General features: G+C 72.8%; 17 protein-coding genes. 10 read left to right on the top strand and 7 right to left on the bottom strand.

Going from position 1 to position 21,384, the window contains the following annotated elements; all coding sequences use genetic code 11:
* Positions 1 to 57: 57 nt before the first annotated feature.
* A complete protein-coding gene (locus ABZ716_RS21180; RefSeq protein ID WP_358960811.1) occupies positions 58 to 1,035 on the bottom strand; it encodes a fibronectin type III domain-containing protein in 978 nt (325 codons plus the stop codon).
* A 196-nt stretch (positions 1,036 to 1,231) separates the two neighbouring features.
* On the opposite strand from ABZ716_RS21180, the gene ABZ716_RS21175 reads away from it, so the two are divergent.
* The 6 genes from ABZ716_RS21175 (at position 1,232) to ABZ716_RS21150 (ending at position 8,076) form a co-directional block, all read left to right on the top strand.
* Positions 1,232 to 2,818, top strand: a complete 1,587-nt coding sequence (locus tag ABZ716_RS21175) for an ABC transporter substrate-binding protein (RefSeq protein WP_358813595.1) — start codon at positions 1,232 to 1,234, stop codon at positions 2,816 to 2,818.
* A gap of 32 nt (positions 2,819 to 2,850) precedes the next feature.
* Positions 2,851 to 3,816 (top strand): ABC transporter permease, encoded by a 966-nt coding sequence (locus tag ABZ716_RS21170; protein WP_358960905.1) that lies wholly within the window; start codon positions 2,851 to 2,853, stop codon positions 3,814 to 3,816.
* On the top strand, positions 3,809 to 4,681 hold the full coding sequence (locus ABZ716_RS21165; RefSeq protein WP_358960809.1) for an ABC transporter permease: 873 nt from the start codon (positions 3,809 to 3,811) through the stop codon (positions 4,679 to 4,681). The genes ABZ716_RS21170 and ABZ716_RS21165 overlap by 8 nt, the downstream gene beginning before the upstream one ends.
* Positions 4,682 to 4,761: 80 nt before the next feature.
* On the top strand, positions 4,762 to 5,700 hold the full coding sequence (locus ABZ716_RS21160; protein WP_358960807.1) for an ABC transporter ATP-binding protein: 939 nt from the start codon (positions 4,762 to 4,764) through the stop codon (positions 5,698 to 5,700).
* Positions 5,693 to 6,352, top strand: a complete 660-nt coding sequence (locus ABZ716_RS21155) for an ATP-binding cassette domain-containing protein (RefSeq protein ID WP_358960805.1) — start codon at positions 5,693 to 5,695, stop codon at positions 6,350 to 6,352. Before ABZ716_RS21160 ends, ABZ716_RS21155 begins: the two co-directional genes overlap by 8 nt.
* Before the next feature lie 152 nt (positions 6,353 to 6,504).
* Complete coding sequence (locus ABZ716_RS21150; protein ID WP_358960802.1) at positions 6,505 to 8,076, top strand: hypothetical protein; 1,572 nt, start codon at positions 6,505 to 6,507, stop codon at positions 8,074 to 8,076.
* A gap of 24 nt (positions 8,077 to 8,100) precedes the next feature.
* Here ABZ716_RS21150 and ABZ716_RS21145 read toward each other — a convergent pair whose 3' ends face one another.
* Positions 8,101 to 9,030 (bottom strand): ion transporter, encoded by a 930-nt coding sequence (locus ABZ716_RS21145; protein WP_358813590.1) that lies wholly within the window; start codon positions 9,028 to 9,030, stop codon positions 8,101 to 8,103.
* 215 nt (positions 9,031 to 9,245) lie between these two features.
* Positions 9,246 to 9,653, bottom strand: a complete 408-nt coding sequence (locus tag ABZ716_RS21140) for a DUF5997 family protein (RefSeq protein ID WP_351888045.1) — start codon at positions 9,651 to 9,653, stop codon at positions 9,246 to 9,248.
* A gap of 57 nt (positions 9,654 to 9,710) precedes the next feature.
* Here ABZ716_RS21140 and ABZ716_RS21135 point away from each other — a divergent pair, with 57 nt between their 5' ends.
* Entirely contained in the window at positions 9,711 to 10,511 is an 801-nt protein-coding gene (locus ABZ716_RS21135; protein ID WP_358960800.1) for a LysR substrate-binding domain-containing protein, read from the top strand.
* Positions 10,512 to 10,593: 82 nt separating this feature from the next.
* Complete coding sequence (locus tag ABZ716_RS21130; RefSeq protein WP_358960798.1) at positions 10,594 to 11,994, top strand: NADP-dependent succinic semialdehyde dehydrogenase; 1,401 nt, start codon at positions 10,594 to 10,596, stop codon at positions 11,992 to 11,994.
* A gap of 22 nt (positions 11,995 to 12,016) precedes the next feature.
* Here the strand turns inward: ABZ716_RS21130 and ABZ716_RS21125 are convergent, their stop codons facing one another.
* From ABZ716_RS21125 to ABZ716_RS21115, 3 genes are all read right to left on the bottom strand, one after another.
* On the bottom strand, positions 12,017 to 12,628 hold the full coding sequence (locus tag ABZ716_RS21125) for a TetR/AcrR family transcriptional regulator (protein WP_358960795.1): 612 nt from the start codon (positions 12,626 to 12,628) through the stop codon (positions 12,017 to 12,019).
* 58 nt (positions 12,629 to 12,686) lie between these two features.
* On the bottom strand, positions 12,687 to 14,690 hold the full coding sequence (locus ABZ716_RS21120) for a discoidin domain-containing protein (RefSeq protein ID WP_351891513.1): 2,004 nt from the start codon (positions 14,688 to 14,690) through the stop codon (positions 12,687 to 12,689).
* Positions 14,691 to 14,920: 230 nt separating this feature from the next.
* Positions 14,921 to 16,351: a hypothetical protein gene (locus ABZ716_RS21115; protein ID WP_358813586.1), complete on the bottom strand. Its 1,431-nt coding sequence runs from the start codon at positions 16,349 to 16,351 to the stop codon at positions 14,921 to 14,923.
* 117 nt (positions 16,352 to 16,468) lie between these two features.
* Here ABZ716_RS21115 and ABZ716_RS21110 point away from each other — a divergent pair, with 117 nt between their 5' ends.
* Together ABZ716_RS21110 and ABZ716_RS21105 are read left to right on the top strand one after the other, a co-directional pair.
* Positions 16,469 to 16,657 carry a hypothetical protein gene (locus tag ABZ716_RS21110; protein ID WP_358813585.1) on the top strand — a complete coding sequence of 63 codons (189 nt, stop codon included), beginning with the start codon at positions 16,469 to 16,471 and terminating at the stop codon, positions 16,655 to 16,657.
* A 65-nt stretch (positions 16,658 to 16,722) separates the two neighbouring features.
* On the top strand, positions 16,723 to 17,706 hold the full coding sequence (locus ABZ716_RS21105) for an alpha/beta hydrolase (RefSeq protein WP_358960792.1): 984 nt from the start codon (positions 16,723 to 16,725) through the stop codon (positions 17,704 to 17,706).
* Between the two features lie 82 nt (positions 17,707 to 17,788).
* Here the strand turns inward: ABZ716_RS21105 and ABZ716_RS21100 are convergent, their stop codons facing one another.
* Entirely contained in the window at positions 17,789 to 21,280 is a 3,492-nt protein-coding gene (locus tag ABZ716_RS21100; RefSeq protein ID WP_358960903.1) for a M28 family peptidase, read from the bottom strand.
* Positions 21,281 to 21,384: the final 104 nt, after the last annotated feature.

Raw genomic sequence — 21,384 nt, 5'->3', positions numbered from 1 at the left:
CCTTGCCCGTCCGTGCCGTTCGGGCCGGATCGGTGGCGGTGGACCGGAGCCGCGCCCTCAGCCGGGCAGGGTGATCCGCTGCTCCTGGGAGAAGGCGCCCCAGGTGCCGTCGGGCAGGCGGGCGCGCAGTTTCAGGGCCCAGGCCGTGCCGGCCGGCTCGGTCGTGGTGAGCCGGTAGGTGACCCGCCCCCGCGGTACGGCTCCGGCGCCGAACTGGATGACGGTGACGGGCCGGTCGTTGACGTAGAGCTGGTATTCGGAGGTCTCCCGGCCGGTGCCGGGGGCGGTCCAGGCCAGCTCGACCGTGCCGGGGGAGACCGAGGCGGTGAACGCGGAGGGCGCGGTGTCCGGGCCCTGCGACGGGTCGCCGGGGGTGGTCACGGCCGCCGCGGGACCGTCGGGGGAGCTGTTGTCGGAGCCGTCGCGGGCCCGGACGGTGAAGGAGTAGGCGGTGCCGGGCTGGAGTCCGGTCAGGGTGGTGGCGCTCTCCGCGCCGCCGGCGGTGTGGATCCGGACCCCGCCCTGGTAGACGTCGTACGCCGTCACGCCCGTGTCGTCCGTCGCCGCGGTCCAGGTCAGGCGGACCTGCCGGGCGCCTTCGGCGTGGCCCGCCGTGGTGGGCGGGGCGGTGGGCGCCTGGTGGTCCTCGGCCCGCGCGGCGGGGGTGTCGACCCGTACGGGGGCGCTCGGGGCGGAGCGGTTCCCGGCGGCGTCGCGGGCCCGGACGGTGAAGGCGTAGGCGCTCCGCGGGGTGAGGCCGGTGATGTCCACCATGGTCTTCTCGGCGGCCAGTTCCCGGACCAGCCGGCCGCCCTGGAAGACCTGGTAGCCGGTGACCCCGTCGGCGGGGGCGGCCGCCTCCCACATCACATGGACCGAAGTGGCGCTGCCCGCCTGGGCGGTGAGCCCGCCGGGGGAGTGCGGGGGCGTGGTGTCCGCGTCCGCGCCGCAGGCCGTCAGGGCGGCGGCGGCCAGGGCGAGGGCGAGCGCCGCGAGGAACGCCCCGGCGCGGCGCGGGGCCGTGGTGGGTCGCACGGGGTGCCTTCCTCGTACGTGGTCTCGTGCTCTCGTAAAGGTCTAGACATATATGGCACGGGCGGAGCGGCGGGACAAGACCCCGGTGGCCGGGAATCGGCGTCCGTATGACCGGGTTCGTCTTCTTCTGATCTCGTCTGGCATTATTGCGAGCTCTTTGCAATAACGGATGATCTTAAACAGGGATGTGCACAGCATGACCGCCCGGAACGTACGGGGAGCCGCCGGCGCGGCGCTCGCCACCGCACTCATCACGGGCGTCACGGCCTGCTCGCACCCCCCGGCCCCCGCCGCGGCCGACTCCGCCGTCGTCGGCATCGCCACCGAACCGGAGACCCTCAGCCCGCTCCTCGGCTACGGCAAGGACGGCAACTCCAAGATCTTCGACGGGCTCCTCACGCACGACGCGGACATGAAGCTCAAGCCCGCCCTCGCCGAGGCCCTCCCCGAGGTCTCCGCCGACGGCCGCACCTACACCTACACCCTGCGCCGGGGCGTGAAGTTCAGCGACGGGGAGCCCTTCTCCGCCCGCGACGTCGAGTTCACCTACCGCACCATCCTCGACCCGAGGACCAACAACGCCTCCCGCACGGAGCTCGACGCCCTCCAGAGCGTCACCGCCCAGGGCGCCGACCGGGTCGTGTTCACCCTCAAGTACCCCTACGCCCCCTTCGCCGAGCGCACCGTCCTGCCCATCGCGCCCGAGCACGTCGCGGGCCGCCAGGACGTCAACAGCGGGGAGTTCACCACCCGTCCCGTGGGCACCGGGCCCTATGTGCTCACCGGCTGGTCCAAGGGAGAGAAGCTCAGCTTCAAGGCCAACCCCGGCTACTGGGGCGGCGAGCCCGCCGTGAAGCACTTCACCATGGCGGTCATCAAGGACGACGACGTCCGCGCCACCCGGCTGCGCTCCGGCGAGCTCGACGCCGCGATCCTGCCGCCCGACCTCGCCCGCGGCTTCGCCCGGGACGGCGCCCGCAGGACCTACGCCGCCAGGACCTTCGACTACCGCGACGTCACCCTCCCCACCCAGCACCCCGTCACCGGTGACGGGGCGGTCCGCCGGGCCCTGGACCTCGCCGTCGACCGCAAGGCCATGGTCGAAGCCCTCCTCGACGGCGCCGGCAAGCCCGCCTACGGCCCCGTCCCCACCGACAGCCCCTGGTTCGCCCCCGGCACCGAACGCCCCCACGACCTCGACGGCGCCCGGCGGATCCTCGACGGGGCGGGCTGGAAGACCGGGCCGGACGGCATCCGCGTCAAGGACGGGGTCCGCGCCGCCTTCCCGCTCTGGTACCTCTCCGGCGACAAGATCCGCCAGGACCACGCGCTGGCCTTCGCCTCCGACGCCAAGAAGGCCGGTATCGAGGTGAAGACCGAGGCCGGCACCTGGGAGGTCATCGAACCCCGGATGAGGACCGACGCCGTCCTCGCCGGCGGCGGCTCCCCGGCCGACCCCGACTTCGACCAGTACCAGCTCCTCACCTCCTCCCTCGCCGGCGACGGCTTCAACAACATGGCCCGCTACGCCAACCCCGCCGTCGACCGCGCCGTGGCCGAAGGCCGCACCAGCGGCGACCCGGCCGTCCGCAAGGCCGCGTACGACACCGTCCAGCGCGAGCTGGCCAAGGACCCCGGCTACGTCTTCCTCACCCACATCGACCACCTCTACGTGGTCTCCGACCGGTGGGACGGCCTGTCCACCCAGGTGGAGCCGCACGACCACGGCCTGGGCTCCGGCCCCTGGTGGAACGTGGAGAGCTGGAAGCCGAAGCAGAAGTGACCGCCCGCGCCCCGCACCCGCCCTGGGGGCCGATGGCCCGGATGGCCGGGCGGCGGCTCCTGTCCGCCGTCCCGGTCCTGCTCGCCGTCACCCTCGGCGTCTTCACCGTCGCCGCGCTCTCCCCCTTCGACCCCGTCCGGGCCTACGCCGGCGCCGCCGGACTCACCGCCTCCGGAGCCGAACTGGCCCAGCTGCGCGCCAACCTGGGGGTGGACCGGCCGCTGCTCGACCGCTGGTGGGACTGGCTCACCTCCGCCCTCACCGGCGACCTCGGCGACTCCGCCGTCCTGCGCGAGCCCGTCGCCGACGCCATCGGCGAGCGCCTGGGCTGGTCGGCGCTGCTCGCCGGCTGCGCCTTCGCCCTGGCCCTCCTCCTCGGTACGGGCCTCGGCGTGCTCGCCGCGCACCGCCGGGGCGGAGCCCTCGACCGCGCCCTCAGCGCCCTCGCCTACACCCTGGAGGCGGCCCCCGCCTACTGGCTGGGGCTGCTGGCCGTCTGGGTGTTCTCCGTCCGGCTGGGCGTCCTGCCCTCCGGCGGGCTCACCGACGCGGCCGCCGACGCCGTCACCCCCGGCCAGGTCGCCTCGCACCTGGTGCTGCCCGCGCTGGTGCTCGGCCTCTCCCAACTGCCCTGGTTCTTCCTGTACGTACGCCAGGGAGTCGCCGGCGCCCTCGACGAGGACCCCGTCCGCGGGGCCCGCGCCCGTGGCCTGTCACGGCGACGGGTCCTGCTCGGGCACGCCCTGCGCTGCGGGATGCTCCCCGTGCTGACCCTCATCGGCTCCCGGGTGCCCGAGCTGATCACCGGCGCCCTGCTGGTGGAGACCGTCTTCAGCTGGCCCGGCATCGCCGCCGCCACCGTGCAGGCGGCCACCTCGGTGGACTTCCCCCTGCTGGCCGCGCTCACCGTCCTGGCCACGGCCGCGGTCCTGGCCGGCAACCTGCTGTCCGACCTGCTGTACGGACTCGCCGACCCGAGAGTGGGCTTCGATGGCTGAACCCGCCGACGCGCCGGCCTGGCGGTCGCACGGCCGCCGCCCCGTCCGTACGTCGTACGGGCGCGCCCCGGCCGCCCTCGCGGCGGCCCTGACCGTGGCCGTGCTGGTGGTGCCCGCGCTGGTCCCGCTCGACCAGCAGGCGGTGGACCTCTCCGCGAAACTGCTGCCGCCCTCCTGGGCGCACCCCTTCGGCACCGACGACGTGGGACGGGACCTGCTGCTGCGCTGCCTCCACGGGCTGCGGGTCTCCCTGCTCGTCGGCCTGGTCGCGGCGCTCGTCGCCACCGTCGTCGGCACGGCCGTCGGGGCGGCCGCCGGGGCCCTGGGCGGCTGGAGCGACCGGCTGCTGATGCGGGCCGTCGACACCCTGTCGTCCGTCCCGCACCTGCTGCTGGGCGTGTTCTTCGTCGCCCTGTTCCGGCCCGGGATCTGGCCGGTGGTGGCGTCGGTGGCGGTGACCCACTGGCTGTCCACCGCCCGGATCGTCCGCGCCGAGGTCCTCTCGCTGCGCGCCCGCCCGTACGTGGACGCGGCCGTCTCCGGGGGTGCCTCGCGGTGGCGGGTCACCGTCCGGCACCTGCTGCCCGGCGTCCTGCCGCAGGCCGGGCTGGCGGCGGTGCTGATGGTTCCGCACGCGATGTGGCACGAGTCGGCCCTGTCCTTCCTGGGCCTGGGCCTGCCCGCCCACCAGGCCAGTCTCGGCATCCTCGTCCAGGGTGGCCGAGGCTCCCTGCTGGCCGGCGACTGGTGGCCCACGCTCTTCCCCGGCCTGCTGCTGATCCTGCCGACCCTGGCCCTCGCCGGCCTCGCGGCCGCCTGGCAGAGCCGCCTCGACCCCCGCCGACGCTCGGAGCTGACCCTGTGACCCGCCACCACCGCACCCCGCCCCCGCCCGGATGCGCACCAGGGGCCGGGCAGCCGGGACGGACGCGGGAGTCCGGTGCGGTGAGCGCCGGCGGTGACGTGCTGCGCGTGCGCGGGCTCCGCGTGCGGTTCCGGACGGCTGGCGGCGGGTACGTCGAGGCCGTCTCCGACGCCGGGTTCCGGCTGGCGGCGGGGGAGTGCCTGGTCCTCGTCGGGGAGAGCGGCTGCGGGAAGTCCGTCCTGGCCTCCGCCCTGCTCGGGCTGCTCCCCGGCAACGCCGAGACCGCCGGGTCCGCCCTCCTCGCCGACGGCCTCGACCTGCTCGCCGCCGACGAGGCCACCCTCGCGCGCCGCGTACGGGGCCGCCGCGTCGGCCTGGTCCCGCAGAGTCCCGCCGCCCACCTGACCCCCGTCCGCACCGTCCGCTCCCACCTGGAGGAGACCGTCCGGGAACTCACCGGCTCCCGCACCCCGCGCGAGGGTGCCGAGGCCGCGGCCGCCCGGGCCGCCTTCCCCGCGAGCCACCTGGACCACCACCCCCACCAGCTCTCCGGCGGGCTCGCCCAGCGCGCGGCCACCGCCCTCGCGCTCATCGGGGACGCCCCCCTGCTCCTCGCCGACGAGCCCACCACCGGCCTCGACCGGGGGCTGGTCGAGCGCACCGCCGACGAGCTGCGCGCCCACACCCGGGACGCCGGCCGGGCCCTGCTGATGATCACCCACGATCTGGCCGCGGCCCAGCGCGTCGCCGACACCGTGGCCGTGATGTACGCGGGCCGCATCGTGGAACTCGCCCCCGCCGACGCCTTCTTCGGCGCCCCGGGACCCCGCCACCCGTACGCCCGCGGTCTGCTCGACGCCCTGCCCGAGCGGGCCTTCACCCCGATCCCGGGCGCCCCGCCCGCACTCGGCGACCTGCCGCCCGGCTGCGCCTTCGCCCCCCGCTGCGCCCTCGCCGACCCCACCTGCCGGACCGTCCGGCCCCCGCTCACCGAAGGGGTGGCCTGCCACCGTGCTTGAGCTCCACGGCATCACCGCCGGCTACGGCCGCCGCGACCCCGTCGTCCGCGACGCGCACCTCGCCCTGCGCCCCGGCGAGGCCCTCGGCCTGCTCGGGCCCAGCGGCTGCGGCAAGTCCACCCTGGCCCGGGTCGCCGCCCTGCTGCACCGGCCCGACCGGGGGACGGTGGCCGTCGACGGCCGCGCGGTGACGGGCTTCCGCTACCGGGCCCCGCGCGCCCTGCGCATCGCGACCGGGGTCGTCTTCCAGCAGCCCCGGCTCTCGGCGGACCCCCGCCTCAGCCTGCGCGACCTCGTCGCGGAACCACTCCGGGCCACGGGCCGGCGTAAAGAGGCGGACGCGGCGGTGGAGGCCCTGGCCGACCGGGTCGGCCTCGGGGCGGACCTCCTCGGTCGGCGCCCCCACGAGGTCAGCGACGGCCAGCTGCAACGCGCCTGCCTGGCCCGGGCCCTGGTGCTGCGGCCGCGCCGGCTGGTCTGCGACGAGATGACCGCGATGCTCGACGCCTCCACCGCCGCCGCCCTCGTCGGCGTGGTCGAGGAGTACCGCAGGGAGACCGGCGCCGCACTCCTCGCCGTCGGGCACGATCCGGTGCTGCTGGGCCGCTGGTGCGACCGCACCGTCAACTGGAGCGATATCGAACGCGGTTGAGCGGTTGCTGCGTGCTGCGTGGTTGCGTTGTTGCGCGTTCATGAACCATCCCCTCCTTCCATGGACTCCTCGGGCGGTGCGATCTAGCGTCGGGCGGCGGCGCGATATCAGACACGAGGTCAACAACACCGCAAGAGAAGGAGGACGCCCGGATGTTCCGAAGAACGCTGAACTGCGCCGTGGTCCCCGCCCTCGCCGCCCTGACGGTCCTCGCGGGGACCGCCTCCCCGGCCCGTGCCGAGGAGATCCCCCAGGCCCCGGGCCACCGCCTGGTCAGCCCTTACGAGGGCGCCCCCGCGACCGCCGCCCCGCTGCCCGGCACCGCCCCGCCACAGCACCCCTTCCTCGCGCCCAACGGCCGCAGCGGTATGCACGCCGACGCGGGCGGCAGCGCCACCACCCCGTGGTCCGGCCCGCTGGGCCGCGACCCGGAGGTCGCCAGCGAGAAGATCGCCGCACTCGGCGGCGAGTGCGCCACCGCCACCTTCGACGCGGGCGGCCGCCTGGTCACCGTCTGCGGCACCTTCTCCGGCTTCAAGGTCAAGCTCCTGGAGCCCCGTACGCTCGCCACGCTCGCGGAGTACCAGCTCCCGCAGCGCTCCTCGACGGTCGAGGCGATCACCTCGCTCGACTTCTCGAAGATCTTCAAGGACACCTCGGGCGGCGCCTACTTCTACCTCGACAACGAGGACCGCGCCGTGTTGGCCGACTCCCGCCAGCACGTCCTGCGCCTGGCCCACTCCCAGAAGCCCGACGGCAGCTGGACGTTCACCGTGGCGGACGACTGGGACCTCACCGGCCAGGTCCCGCACGACTGCGCCGGCTGGACCAACCTGTGGCCCAGCGGCACCTGCGACCCCGTCACCTCCGTCATGCCCGACTGGAACGGGCTCATCTGGTGGGTCACCCGCCAGGGCCGCGTGGGCACCGTGGAGCCGGGGACCGGGCGGATCCGCTCGGTGCGGCTGGAGGGCGAGGAGATCCAGAACTCCTTCTCGGTCGCCGAGGACGGGGTCTCCATCGTCAGCGACCACGCCCTGTACAGCTTCCGCGCCACCGCCGACGGCACCCCGCGGGTGCAGTGGCGCGAGACGTACGACCGCGGCACCGGGACGAAACCCGGCTCCGTGAACCAGGGTTCGGGCACCACCCCGGACCTCTTCGGCGACGGCTACGTCGCCATCACCGACAACGCCGACGACCGGATGAACGTCCTGGTCTACCGGCGGGGCACCGACGTCCCCGACGGCCGGCGGCTGGTCTGCGCGGTGCCCGTCTTCCGCTCCGGCGCCTCCACCACGGACAACTCCCTGATCACCTGGGGCAACAGCATCGTCGTCGAGAACAACTACGGCTACGAGAACGTGACCTCGCTGCTGCTGGGCAAGTCGGTGACCGGCGGCGTCAGCCGTATCGACGTCCGCCCCGACGGCAGCGGCTGCGACACCGTCTGGGAGAGCGCGATCCGCTCCCCGTCCGTCGTCCCCAAGCTCTCCACCGGCAACGGGCTGCTCTACTTCTACGAGAAGGAGCCCAACGTCTGGGGCATCGACGCCTGGTACCTCACGGCGGTGGACTTCCGCACCGGTGAGCGCCGCTGGCGGCGGCTGACGGGCACCGGCCCGCTGTACGACAACAACTGGGCGCCGATCACCCTCGGCCCCGACGGCACGGCGTACGTCGGCGTGTTCAACGGCATCGTGGCGGTCCGCGACACCCGCTGACCCGGGGACGGGCGGGGGCGGGGGCTACACGGCGGACTCCAGCTGCCGCTCCGCCTCCCGCTCCGGCCCTTGCTCCGGCAGGCGCTCCGGCGCGGTCCGCAGGAGGTCCAGGCCGGCCTCCAGATCGTCCAGGGCGAGGCGGGCCGCCGCGATCCGGTCCCGGACCTCGTCCGCGGCGTCCCTGTCCCGTGCCGCCCGCTCCCGGGCCCGCGCCTCGGCCTCCTCCATCTCGCGCGCCTCGTCCAGCGAGTTGAGCACCACCCCGATCAGCACGTTGACCAGCACGAACGAGGCGAGCAGCGCGTAGGAGGCGTAGTAGAGGATGCTCAGCCGCGAGATCTCCAGCCCGGCGCGGACGGCGTCCGTCAGCCCGTCCAGGGTGGTGAGCAGGAACAGGGTGAGCGCGGCCCGGCCGATCGAGCCGTAGTGCTGCGGATCGGACCCGGCGAAGCAGACCCAGCCGACCATCGCGTAGACGTACACCACCAGCGCACCGACGAACAGGAAGCTCGCCGTCCCCGGCAGGCTGCGCCCGACCGCGAGCAGCAGGATGCGCAGGTGCGGCAGAAAACGGGCGGTGCGCAGCACCCGGGCCAGCCGCAGCAGCCGCAGCACGGTGGTGTTCGACCGCAGGAACGGCAGGAAGGCCGAGGCCACGATCAGCAGGTCGAAGATGTTCCAGGGGTCCCGGAAGAATGCTTTCGGCCGGTCCGCGTAGGAGCCGATGCGCAGCACCATCTCAAGGGTGAACAGGACCAGGCAGCCGTCCTCCGCCAGCTGGAGGATCCGGCCCTCGGAGGCCGCCAGGCCGCTGTACGTCTCCGCCCCCATGAGCCCCGCGTTGATCAGGATCACGATGAAGACGCCCATGCCGAACGAAGGGGCCTCGGTGATCCCCCGGCAGTGGGCGGCAAGCCTGGCGCGGCCGGACCCGGCCGGCGTGGTGTCCGTCATCTCGCTCCTCGTCCTCGTACCCGTACGCGCGCCCGGCGCGCGGATCGGCGTGTGGCGGACCGGCGCGCTGCGCGGGCGCACGCCCCGGTCCGTCCTTCTAACGCCCGACGGCCGGACGGGTTTCACCGGCTTGCGCAGACGCACGACGGCCGGGCCCGGTCCCTTCGGGGACCCGGCCCGGCCGTCGGCTCGCGGGGGAGGAGTGCGGCGCGCTGTCAGCGGGCGTCGCGCCCGCTGTTCTTCTGGGCCTGCTCCGCCTGCTTCTCCTTGATGCGGACGGCCTCCTTGCGGACCTCCGCCTGGGTGGCGCGCTCCTTCTGCAGCCACTCCGGGTTGTCCTGCTTCAGGGCCTCGATCTGGTCCGTGGTGAGCGGCTCGGTGATCCCGCCGCGCGCGAGGCCGGCGATGGAGACGCCCAGCTTGGCGGCTACGACGGGGCGCGGGTGGGGACCGTTGCGGCGCAGTTCCACCAGCCAGGCGGGCGGCTCGGCCTGGAGCGCGTTGAGCTCGGCTCGCGAGACCACGCCCTCCTGGAACTCTGCGGGGGTGGCCTCGAGGTACACACCCAGCTTCTTCGCCGCGGTCGCGGGCTTCATCGTCTGGGTGCTCTGGTGCGACGTCATGCTCCCAGGGTATCGAGCATGTGCGCGGTCTCCGACCACGACCGGTAGCCTTGCGGGGTGACAGGCTCGGATGCAACCCCTTCGTTCCGGCTCGCCTATGTCCCGGGAGTGACGCCCACCAAGTGGGTGCGGATCTGGAACGAGCGGCTGCCCGACATCCCGCTGACCCTGGTCGGCGTGAGCGCCGGCGAGGCGTTCGCCGCGCTGCGCGCCGGTGACGCCGACGCCGGATTCGTACGGCTGCCCGTGGACGGCACGGACCTCAGCGCGATCCCGCTCTACACCGAGACCACCGTGGTGGTGGTCCCCAAGGATCACGTCGTCTCCGCCGTGGACGAGGTGACGGCCGAGGACCTGGCCGACGAGATCGTGCTGCACCCCCTGGACGACGTCCTGGGCTGGGAGGTCCTGCCCGGCAAGCCCGCCTTCGAGCGGCCCGCCACCACGGCGGACGCCATCGAGCTGGTGGCGGCCGGGATCGGGGTGCTCGTCGTCCCGCAGTCCCTCGCCCGGCTGCACCACCGCAAGGACCTCACCTACCGGCCGGTCACCGACGCGCCCGCCTCGCGGATCGCGCTGTCCTGGCCGGAGGCGAGGACCACCGACCTGGTCGAGGACTTCATCGGGATCGTCCGCGGCCGGACGGTCAACAGCTCGCGCGGCCGCCAGGGCGCACCGGCGCAGCCCCAGCAGGACCGCAAGGCCGCCGCGGCGAAGAAGACGGGCGGCAAGCCGCGGACGGCCGGCAAACCGGCGGGGAAGACGGCAGGGAGGACGGCCGGGAAGAGCGGGGGCGGCAAGGCCCAGGCCCGGGGCGCCGCGGCGCCCAAGCGGGGCAAGCCCCGCCGCCGTCCGTAGACCCCGGCCGGTCCTCGCGTTGCGGCGGCGGAGCGGGGAGGGCAGGGTCGGTGGGGCGGCTCCCTCGCAGGAAGGTCGGAACATGCCCATCGCCTCCGTCAACCCCACGACAGGCCAGACCCTGCGCACCTTCGACGCACTCGACGCCGACGGCCTCGAACGCTGTCTGGACGAGGCCGCGCGCACGGCCGTGACCTACCGGCGGACCCCCTTCGCCGAACGCGCCGCCCTGCTGAACCGCGCGGCCGGCCTCCTGGAGGCCGAGTGCGAGGACATCGCGCGCACCATGACCCTGGAGATGGGCAAGCCCCTGGTCGCCGCCCGCGCCGAGGCGGCCAAGTGCGTCAAGGCGATGCGCTGGTACGCCGCCCACGCCGAGGGCCTCCTCGCCGACGAGCGGCCCGCCGACTCCGACGTCCGCGACGCCGGGGCCTCGGCCGTCCGGGTGCGCTACCGCCCGCTGGGGGTGGTGCTCGCCGTCATGCCGTGGAACTTCCCGCTCTGGCAGGTCGTACGGTTCGCCGCGCCCGCCCTCATGGCCGGCAACGTGGGCCTGCTGAAGCACTCCTCGAACGTCCCCCAGACGGCCCTGTACCTGGGCGACCTCTTCCGGCGTGCGGGCTTCCCGAAGGGCTGTTTCCAGACCCTGCTGATCGGCTCGGGCCCCGTCGAGGGCCTGCTGCGCGACCCCCGGGTCGCCGCGGCCACCCTGACCGGCAGCGAACCGGCCGGGCGGGCGGTGGCCTCGGTCGCCGGGGACGAGGTCAAGAAGACCGTCCTTGAGCTCGGCGGCAGCGACCCCTACATCGTGATGCCCTCCGCCGACCTCGCCCGGGCCGCGAAGACCGCGGTGACCGCGCGGGTGCAGAACAACGGCCAGTCCTGCATCGCCGCCAAGCGGTTCATCGTCCACTCGGACGTGTACGAGGAGTTCGCCCGCCTCTTCACGGAGGGGATGGCGGCCCTGACCGTCGGCGACCCGATGCGGGAGGCGACCGACGTCGGCCCGCTGGCCACCGAGAGCGGCCGCGCCGACGTGGAGGAACTGGTCGAGGACGCCGTCCGGCACGGGGCCACCGTCCTGTGCGGGGGCCGGCGCCCGCCCGGGCAGCCGGACGGATGGTTCTACGAGCCGACCGTCCTGGCCGACGTCACCCCGCAGATGCGGATCGACCAGGAGGAGACCTTCGGGCCCGTCGCCACCCTGTACCGGGTGGGCAGCCTGGACGAGGCCGTGGAGCGGGCCAACCACACCCCCTTCGGCCTGAGTTCGAACGTCTGGAGCCGGGACGAGGGCGACCTGGAGCGGTTCGTCCACGAGCTGGAGGCCGGGGGGATCTTCATCAACGGGATGACCGCCTCCCACCCCGCCCTGCCCTTCGGCGGCGTCAAGCGGTCGGGTTACGGGAGGGAGCTGTCCGGGCACGGCATCCGCGAGTTCTGCAACATCACCACCGTCTGGCGGGCGGCGGACCCCGCCTGACCCGGGCGTCGCCGGCGGTGGGTCAGGGGCCGAGCAGGTCCGTCACCTGGTCGGTGAGCAGGCCCAGGAAGGGCGTGCCGGAGCCGCTGCCGCCGGTCTGTTTCGTGTCGCCGAGGGCGAGGGCGTTGAGGGTCAGCCCGTCGGTCATGGCCGCCAGGTAGCGGGCCAGCACGGGCACCGGCACCCGCGGCAGGAGCCCGAGCTCGGCGCTCAGCCGGCCGATGAGCTCCTCGTACGTCTCCTGGTACCTCGTGTACTGGCGGTGCGCGAGGTGCTCCAGCCCGGGCCGGCGCAGGGCGTACTGGGTGAGTTCGTAGGTGAGCAGGTGCTCCCCGGGCTGGGCGGACACATGGTCCCAGTACGCCTGGAAGCCGGCCCGGACGGTCTCGCGCAGGGTGGGCCGTCGGCGGATCGCCGCCCTGACGAGGGCGACGCTGTGGCCGGTGATCGCCTCGATGACGGCTTCGAGCAGTTCCGCCTTGGAGTCGAAGCAGTAGTGGACCACGCTGAGCGACACCCCCGCCTCGGCGGCGATGGAGCGGGTCGTGGTGCGGGCGACGCCGTCGCGGGTCATCGCCCGGATCGCGGCCTCGGTCAGCTGCGTCCGCCGCTCCGCCGACGGCATCCGGGCCATGGAACCCCTCTCGTGACGAGGCCGGAGCGGGGGCCGGCCAGGGCCGGCCCCCACCGCCTCAGCTGCTGAAGACGCCGACCTCGTGCAGGGAGTACCCCCACTGGGTGGCGCGCCGGACCCCCTGGATGCGGAGGTAGCGGGCGCTCACCCCGTCGAAGCGGGCGGTGTCGAGGCCGCCGTCGCTGTCGGCCGTGGACCAGACCGTCTGCCAGGCGGAGCCGTCCGTGGAGGTCTCGATCCGGTACTCCTTGCCGTACGCCTGCTCCCAGTCGAGGGTGACGCGGCCGACGCGGTGCGCGGATCCGAGGTCGATCCGCAGCCACTGGCCGTCGTTCCACTCGCTGGCCCAGCGGGTGCCCGGGTCGCCGTCCACGGCCCGGGCGGGGGAGTAGTCGACGAACGGGTTCCACCACTCCGACGTGGACGCCGAGGCGGAGGAGCCAGCGGCCAGGTTGACGCTGCCCTGGTGCTTCTCGGAGGCGCCCCAGGTGGTGAGGTAGGACTCGGCGCCCTTGAACAGGTCGTCCACCACGTCCTGGCCGCCGACGAGCCGGATGTCCTCGATCCAGTCGGGGACCAGCCCGTAGTGGGCGGCTCCGTCGGTGTTGAGGTCCCAGGTGCGCTGCCCGGCGGTCTGCCGGTCGATGACCGAGCCGCCGTCGGTGCTGCGGAAGGGGTACTTCACCGGGTTCGGGGTGTTCGCGCCGCGGGGGCCGGGCCAGCCGCCGACGCCGTTCATGTCCGTGCCGTAGCCGTAGCCCACGTGGTACTTGTCGCGGAGCGCGTCCGTCCGCTTGGCCTCCGCGCTGAAGCCCTCCGAGCCGTTCATGTACTGGGCGGCGAATCCGCCCAGCTTGTAGAGGCGCTCGGTCCAGCCGAGGTCCATCCAGCTGTGCGAGGAGATCACACCCGGGTACGACTCGGACTCCAGGATGTCGAAGGCCCGGCCCGCGGCCTTCACGCTCATGTGGTCGACCTCGAGCATCATCTTGCGTTTCATCATGCCGCGCACCGCGTACTCGCCGAGCGCGGTGAGCCCGCGGGTGTTGCAGCGGGCGTCGGCGGAGTAGGAGGGGACCGCCACGCCCGCCGGGAGCTCCTTCTGTGCCTGGGGGGCGGGGGCCAGGCCGATCGGGTTGTCCTTCTGCGGGCCGGTGCAGGCTTCCGTCTTCCAGAAGGTGCCGGTCGACAGGAACTGGCCCACGTTGATCGCCGTGCCCAGCGCACCCTCGTCGAACCGCACCCCGCACAGGGCGTTGTCGAACTTGTGGCACAGGAACATGCTGCGCACACCGAGCTTGTACAGCTCGTCCAGGCCGCGGTCGACGTCCTCCTTGGAGCACTGCGCGACATCCAGGATCTGCTTGCAGCCGAAGGGCTCGGAGGTCTCCACGCCCATGACGACGGCCAGTTTGCCCTGCTTGATCACCTCGCGGGCCTGGCCGGAGTCGGTGACGATCCGGAACCAGCCCTTTCCGGGGCCGCCGTACATCGTGTCGATGTACGCCTGCATGTCGTACGTCTTCTGCGCCTCCAGGCGGATGGCGGTCATCTCGTCGCAGCCGCGGTCCTTGAAGAAGTAGACCGAGCAGATCACCCCGTTGGTCACGAGGTCGTTGACGAGGACGCGCTGGCCGCCGCGCCAGGCGCGCTCGACCCAGGCGTAGTAGTTCTGCTGGTGGGTCAGGGAGTCGTGGGCGGGCCAGTCCTTGAAGGTGGGCCAGCCGTTGGGGTCGTGCCGGCCGTCGCCGCCCTTGGTGACGAAGTCGAAGACGGCGAGCGAGCCGTCGGGGTAGTGCTCGGGGCAGTCCTTGAGGGCGTCGGCGACGCCGAGTTCGGAGAAGGGCTTGCCGCAGATCAGCCGGCCGCCGAAGCCCTCGTTCGCCATCAGGTGGTCGTGGGCGTCGACGAAGCCGCGGACCTTGCCCTGGGCGTCGGTGCCCTTGAAGGGCTCACCGGTGACGTTGATGGCGGAGTCCGGCTGCGGCCGGGCCGTGGGGTTCCACCAGCCGGGATCGTCCGCGGAGCCGGCGGCTGAGCTGGGGGCGGGGGCGAGCGCCATGGCGATCACGGCGAAGAGGAGGGACAGCAGCGCCAAGGGACGCCGCCCACGCCATCGGCGGGACGGACGGGGGCGAGGGGTCAAGGTGATCACTCATGCCTTCGGTCGGCGGAGAGCGCGGTCGGGAACGAGGCATGAATTGTCATGCCCCGCACAACGGTGGCATGAGGATGGCTACTGGCGCGTAAGGAGTCAAGGGTCCGGGACGCTTGACCTGATGGACCGTCGGATCAGCCCGTACCCGGCACGGGGGTCGCGGCCGGCCGGCGCGCGGCCTGCATCTGCGCCTTTTCCATGAGTTCCGCGAAGGGCTTCTGCGTCATGGAGCCGCGCACCTTGGTGAGCCCGTACCTCCGGGAGTTCTCCAGCTCCTGCGTGGGGTTGTTGGGGACGAACGGCTTCCTCTCGCCGGGCGGTCCCAGGGCCACGTAGAGGAACGGGTTGGACGTGTTGGTCGTGTGCCAGAGGGTGATGCGCTGCCGGCCGCGGGTCAGATTGAGGATCTCGTTGCTGTTCGCGACGATGTCCTGGTACCTGTAATACGGCGGATTCGGCCCCGGGGGGTCCTGGTCCTTCTTCTCCTTGTGGAGTGTCGACGAATACTTCCGGTGGTACACGTAGTTCCCGGTGATCGCCATCCTGTCCTTCCGGGCCACCCACGTCTCGGTTTCGATCTTGAGGGTCTCGTACGGCGCCTCGACCGGTCTGTCGATCACGGCGACCTCGTCTTCCGCCCAGTCCTCACCCGGATTCAACGGCCTTCCCGACGGCTGGATGAATTCGTCGGAGCCGATCACCCTCTGCTTTCGGGCATCCGCCGGCTTCGCGCTGACGGGCTGGCCGCGGACCCAGTAGATGCTGCCCAGGACGTACACGGGAATCTGGCCGGAGTTCTTGACCTGGAGATGGAACGGAACGAACAGCTTCGCCTGCTTCTCGTCGAGGGTCGGTGTGCCGAAGACTTCTGTGATCTCTATCAGCGGAGCCGTCGTGGCGGGGACGTACACGTGGGTGTACGCGAGGTTGGCGAACGCCAGGAGGGTGGAGATGACCACCCCGATCGCGATCCTCCGGGGATTGGGCAGGCCCTTCCACGCCCGGCCGTGGATGAGGACCGACAAGGTCCACAGGGACCAGGGGACGAGCGCGCACCACAGCAGCAGCCAGGGCGTGTACCGCTCGCCCCTGATCTGTATGAAGAGCAGGACGGCACTCGCGCTGAGGGAAGCGGCGGCTCCGATCAGGATGACCGTCCCCGAGTACCGGATCTCCCGTTTGCGCCAGTAGTCGAGGGTGGCCGCCGCGGCCAGCACTTCGGTCACGGCCATGAGGAGGAAGATGAACCCGGTGATGCGCCCGGGATAGGTCAGGGCCGTGAAGGTGTCCGACACGCCGATCCTGATGAACACGTATGCGGTCGCCAGGAGGCCGAGCGCCATGAGGAGGCCGTGGACCCGTCTGCGCCAGGCGGGGTCCGGCCATACGTCACAGTCTCCGCAGTGCCAGTGGATATCGTGCTCGAAGGGGATGCCGGAACGGCGCAACAGCTTCTGAAGTCCCCTGGGACTGCGCACTTTTCCGACGGGCTTGTCGTCGATGGTGACCTTCCGCCACCCGAGCGCGTCCGGCCCGCCCACGGCTACCACGGGCGTGTTCGCCATGCCACCAGTCTGCTTCGGTATCCGGCTGAGCGCCCCCGGAGGCGGCGGCGGGTGCGCTCCGGCCGGGGCGGGGTGACACTGATGTTGACCCCTGCCCCGTTCTTCCGGGAGGTCCCCATGCGCAGACGGGTTCTCGGGCTCATCGCCGTCGCGGTCTTCGCGGTTTTCGGCGCCGGAGTCCATGCCGCACAGGCCGACGTGAGCACGAAAACGTGCAAGGCCACCAAGGGAATGGTCGAGTACGACCCCTCGACCGGATTGTGGACCTGTGTCGGAGGCGTCCACGACGGAGAGGCAGTCGTCTGACACGGCCCCGTGAGGGGTGTCCGAATCCGTCCGGCGGCCGGGGAGCCCCCGCCTAGAGTCGCCGCATGGACGAATCGAAGGACACCAGGAGTTCCGGAGGGCGTTCTCGGCGCGGCGTGCTCAAGGCGGCCGTCGTGGGGGCCGGGGCCGTCGCCGTCGCCGGGGTGGCGGGGAGCGCGCACGCGGAGGGGCGGCGGTGCATGGCGCCCGTGTTCGTGCTCGTGCACGGGGCCGGCAGCAACTCCTACGGCTGGGCCCGCGTCCTCGCCGAACTGGCCCTGCGCGGGCACAAGGCCGTCGCCGTCGACCTGCCCGGGCACGGGCCCGGCGCCTACTACCCGGTCTCCTACCAGGCCCCGCAGGACCTGGAGGCGCTGCGCACCGAGCCCTCGCCGCTCGGAAAGGTCACACTGGACGACTTCGCCGCGCACGTCGAGGGCGTCGTCCGGCGCGCCTCCCGCCTCGGCTCCGTGGTCCTGGTCGGCCAGAGCATGGGCGGGGCGACCCTCAACGCGGTCGCCAACCGGGTTCCCGAGCTGATCTCCCACCTGGTGTACGCCTCGGCCTTCTGCCCGACGGGCCACGCCTCCGTCACGGAGCTCATGTCCACCCCCGAGGCGGCCACCAGCGCCCTGTTCCGGATGGACAGCGTCAGGACCGCGCCCGGACTCGGCGTCAACCGGGTCAACTGGCGCTCCGCGGACCCGGCGTTCTTCAAGGCGGCCAAGGAGGCCCTCGCCGCCGACTGGCCCGACGACGCCGTGCGGGCGCTGATCGCCACCCTGGAGCCCGACGAGTCGGCGGCGGTCGGCGCCGCCGACTGCCGGGGGCTGCCGGAGAAGTGGGGGCGGGTGCCGCGCACCTTCCTGCGCTTCACCCAGGACCGCGCCATCCCGCCCGCGCTCCAGGACCTCATGATCCGCGAGGCGGACGCGGCCACCCCGCGCAACCGCTTCCGCGTCCGCTCGCTGGCCGTACCGCACGTCGGCCCCCGGGACGCGGCGGTGTGGGCGGACGAGCTGGAGCTGGCCGCCGGCCAGTGCCGTTGATCCGGGCGCCGGGGCGGTGACGCGGCGGGGCCCGGTCCGGCACCGGGCCGGACCGGGCCCCTGGCGGGTCGCGCCGGGACGGTCAGCTCACCTGGAGGGTGACGTCGTCGACCACGAAGGAGGTCTGGAGGGACTGGTCCTCCGCCCCCTGGAACCGCAGCGTCACCGTCTGCCCGGCGAACTGCGAGACGTCATAGCTCTTGAGGGTGTAGCCGGATCCCGCATCCGTGTTGGACAGGGTCTCCAGGGTCTGGCCGCCCACCGAGACGGTGAACGTGTCGTAGGCGGTGTTCTCCGTCTCGTCGGTGTCGATGTGCAGGTAGAAGGCCAGGCGGGCGGAGGAGCAGCCGGCCGGGAGGGTCAGCGACTGGGCGGCGCTGTCGGTGTGCGCGGAGCCCCAGCCGTTCAGCCACGCCATGTACGCGCCGCCGTGCGGGGCCTCGCCGGCCTGGTTGGTGATGACTCCGGAAGTGGTGCTCCAGGGGGTGGTGCCGTTCTCGAAGCCGCCGTTGGCCACGACCTGGGCCGGTGTGCAGCTGCCGCCGCCCCCGCTGATGGTCAGCGTGTAGGTGGTGCTGTGGGTGGTGGTGCCGGTGCCGGTGACGGTCAGGGTGGCCGTGCCGGGGGCGGTGCCCGCGGCGACCTGGACGGTGAGGGTGGCGGACTGGCCGGACTGCACCGAGGCCGGGCTGAGTGTGGCGGTGACCCCGGCGGGCGCGCCGGAGACCGTCAGGGTCAGGTTCTGGGGGCTGCCGCTGACGGTGGCGGTGTTCACGGTCGAGGTGAGGCTGCCGCCCGGTGCGGTGGTGCCGGCCGCGGGGGAGGTGCCGATCGAGAAGTCCGAGGCGGGGGTGGTGCCGCCCACGGCCTGCTTCCAGAGGGTGTAGGCGACCCCGTCGGCGCTGCGGTCCAGCGCCGTGGCGCTGATGTTGCCCGGCGTGTCGCAGGAGCTGTGGTAGCAGGAGTCGTACGCCGCGTTCGCGGTGCCGCCCCACTTGGCGGCCTGCGCGGAGGTCTTGCGGGCGCTGGCGCCGGCCGCGTAGCCGGAGGTGGGGATGCCGGCCTGCTGGAAGGAGTAGTCGTCACTGCGGCCCTGGCCCTCGGTGTTCTCCTCGGGGGCGAGGTTCAGCGAGGTCCAGTACGCCTTGAGGGGGGCGGCGGTGGCGGAGTCGAGGTTGTTGATGAAGTAACCGCCGTTGGGCGAGCCGACCATGTCGAAGTTGTAGTAGCCCTTGATGGCGGCGCGCTGGGCGCTGCTCAGCCGGCTTACGTAGAACTTCGAGCCGTTGAGGCCCTGTTCCTCGTCGGTCCACCAGGCGAAGCGCACGTGCTGGGTCATGGTGGGGTTCTTCTGGGCCAGGACCAGCGCGTTCTCCAGCAGGGTGGCCGAGCCGGAGCCGTTGTCGTTGATACCGGGGCCGGCGGAGACGCTGTCGAGGTGGGCGCCGAACATCACGGTCCGGTCGTCGGGGCCGCCGGGCCAGTCGGCGATCAGGTTGTTCGAGGGGTAGGTGCAGGAGGTGCAGCTCTGCTCGGTGACGGTGTATCCGGCGGCCTGGAGCTTGCCCTTGATGTACGCGAGGGACTGGGTGTGGCCGCCGCTGCCGGCCCGGCGGTTGCCGCCGTTCTGCGTGGCGATGGTGCCCAGCTGGTTCAGGTGGGCCTGGACGTTGGCCGCGCTGATGTCCGGCGGGGTCCCGGGGCCGGGCTGGCCGCCGCCGACGGTCAGGGCGTAGTCGGCGGTGTGCGCGAGGGAGGCGCCCTGGCCCTTGACGGTGACGGTGGCCGGGCCGGGGGCCGTGGCGGAGCTCGCGGACAGGGTCAGGGTGGAGGACTGGCCGGACTGGACGGTGGCCGGGCTGAAGGAGGCGGTCACCCCGGCGGGCAGGCCGCTCGCGGTGAGGGTGATCTGCTGGGCCTGGCCGGTGGTGGTGCTGGTGGCCACGGTGGTGGTCACCGAGGCGCCCTGCTGGACGGTGCCCGAGGCGGGGTCGAGGGTGAGGGAGAAGTCGCCCTGTCCGCTGGGGGTGCAGGCGGGGTCGCCGGACTGGGCGGGCACGCTGACGGCGTCCCAGGCGGCCTTGGTCCGGTTGAACAGGCCGCAGCTCGCGTCGAGGGCCTTGGCGGAGCTCAGCGTCGCCGTCCGGTACTTCTTGTAGGACATGCCGCTGGTCTTGAGCAGCATCCCGCCGTAGAAGACCTTGCCGGCGTTCTGGATGCCCACGCCGGTGACGGTGGACTGGTTGCAGGTGCCGCTGCTCGGTTTGCCGCCGCCGGGGCTGCTGCCCTCGGCCAGCAGGTAGAACCAGTGGTTCAGGGGGCCCGCGGCCGCGTGCACCTCGGTGTTGGGTATCGAGGAGCTGTAGCAGGCCGGGTCGTTGTTGACCGCGGACGGGTCGTACATGTTGCGGATCGGGCCCCGGCCCTGGAGGTTGATCATCTCGCCGACGGTGTAGTCGGGGGTGTCGTAGGGGGCGGGCTCGTTGGCGTACGCCTCAGTCAGGGCGCCGAAGATGTCACCGGTGCCCTCGCCCAACCCGGACTCCTGGCCGCTGGTGCCGCCGGGGGTGGTGGAGTCGATGGCGTGCCCGTACTCGTGGCCCACCACGTCGATGCCGGCGATCCACTCGTTGGCGCTGTTGTGACCGATGGTGACGGAGCTGCCGTCCCAGTAGGCGTTGAGGTCGCCCAGGCCGACCTTGCCGGGGAAGCTGCGGCCGTTGCCGTCGACGCCGCTGCGGCCGAGCCACTGGCGCAGCATGTCCCACTGCTTCTGCGCCGCGAACATCAGGTCGGTGCAACCGGTCTCCTTGGAGGTGGGGTTGCCGGTGCCCCACGAGTCCGAGGACTTCGAGAAGACGGTGCCGCTGCCGTAGTCCGCGCAGCTCAGACCCGGGCGGTTCGGGTCGCGCAGGGAGTAGGTGCCCCCGGAGGCGGTGGTGTCCACGGTCAGCGGGTTCGGGCCGTTCCACTTGCTGGTGCCGCTGCCCGCGACGACCTCGTCCCAGCGGTCGACGACCTTGCCGCTGCGGGCGTCGACGAAGACGTGCATCCGGCTGGGCGCCGACTTCGCCGATCCGCTCAGGACCGTCTCCCAGGCGAGGACCGGCTTGTCGTCCTTGAGCCGGACGACCAGGCGGCTGCTGTCGACCCGGTCCACCTTCGTCAGCTCGGCCCGGGAGGAGGTCTCCGCCGCCTTGGCGCTGACGGTCGGGGTGGTCGCCACGTCGATCACCGTCGAGGAGGCCGACTGGAGGGCGCGGACCTTGCCCTCCCCGTCCGCGAGGACCACCGCGTCACCGCCGACGACCGGCAGGCCGCGGTAGCTGCGCTCGTACGCGACGGAGAACAGGTCCTGCACCCAGGGGGTGACCAGGCGGCGGTCGTACTGCTGCTGGGGCTGGTTGACCAGGCCGTCCAGGCCGCTGCGGACGGCCGCGTCCGCGGCGGCCACGGCCCGGTCGGCCCGGGAGGGCCGGGGCGGTACGGGATCCGGCTGCTGCGCGGCCGAGGCGGCGGCGGCCAGCGCGCCGGCGAGGCTCGCGGTCAGCGTGAAGGCCGCCACGGACGCCATCCATCTGGTGGGCTGCACGAGTCCACTCCGATCGTGTGTGTGTGGGGGGTGGCCGGCTGTGGGCCGAGGCCGAGTATGGGCGTGGACATGACGGGATCGGGACA

This window comes from Streptomyces sp. NPDC006687, assembly GCF_040636215.1.
Lineage (GTDB): Bacteria > Actinomycetota > Actinomycetes > Streptomycetales > Streptomycetaceae > Streptomyces.
The sequence above is the reverse complement of the archived record's forward strand: the minus strand, read 5'-3'. Positions and strand labels throughout refer to the sequence as shown.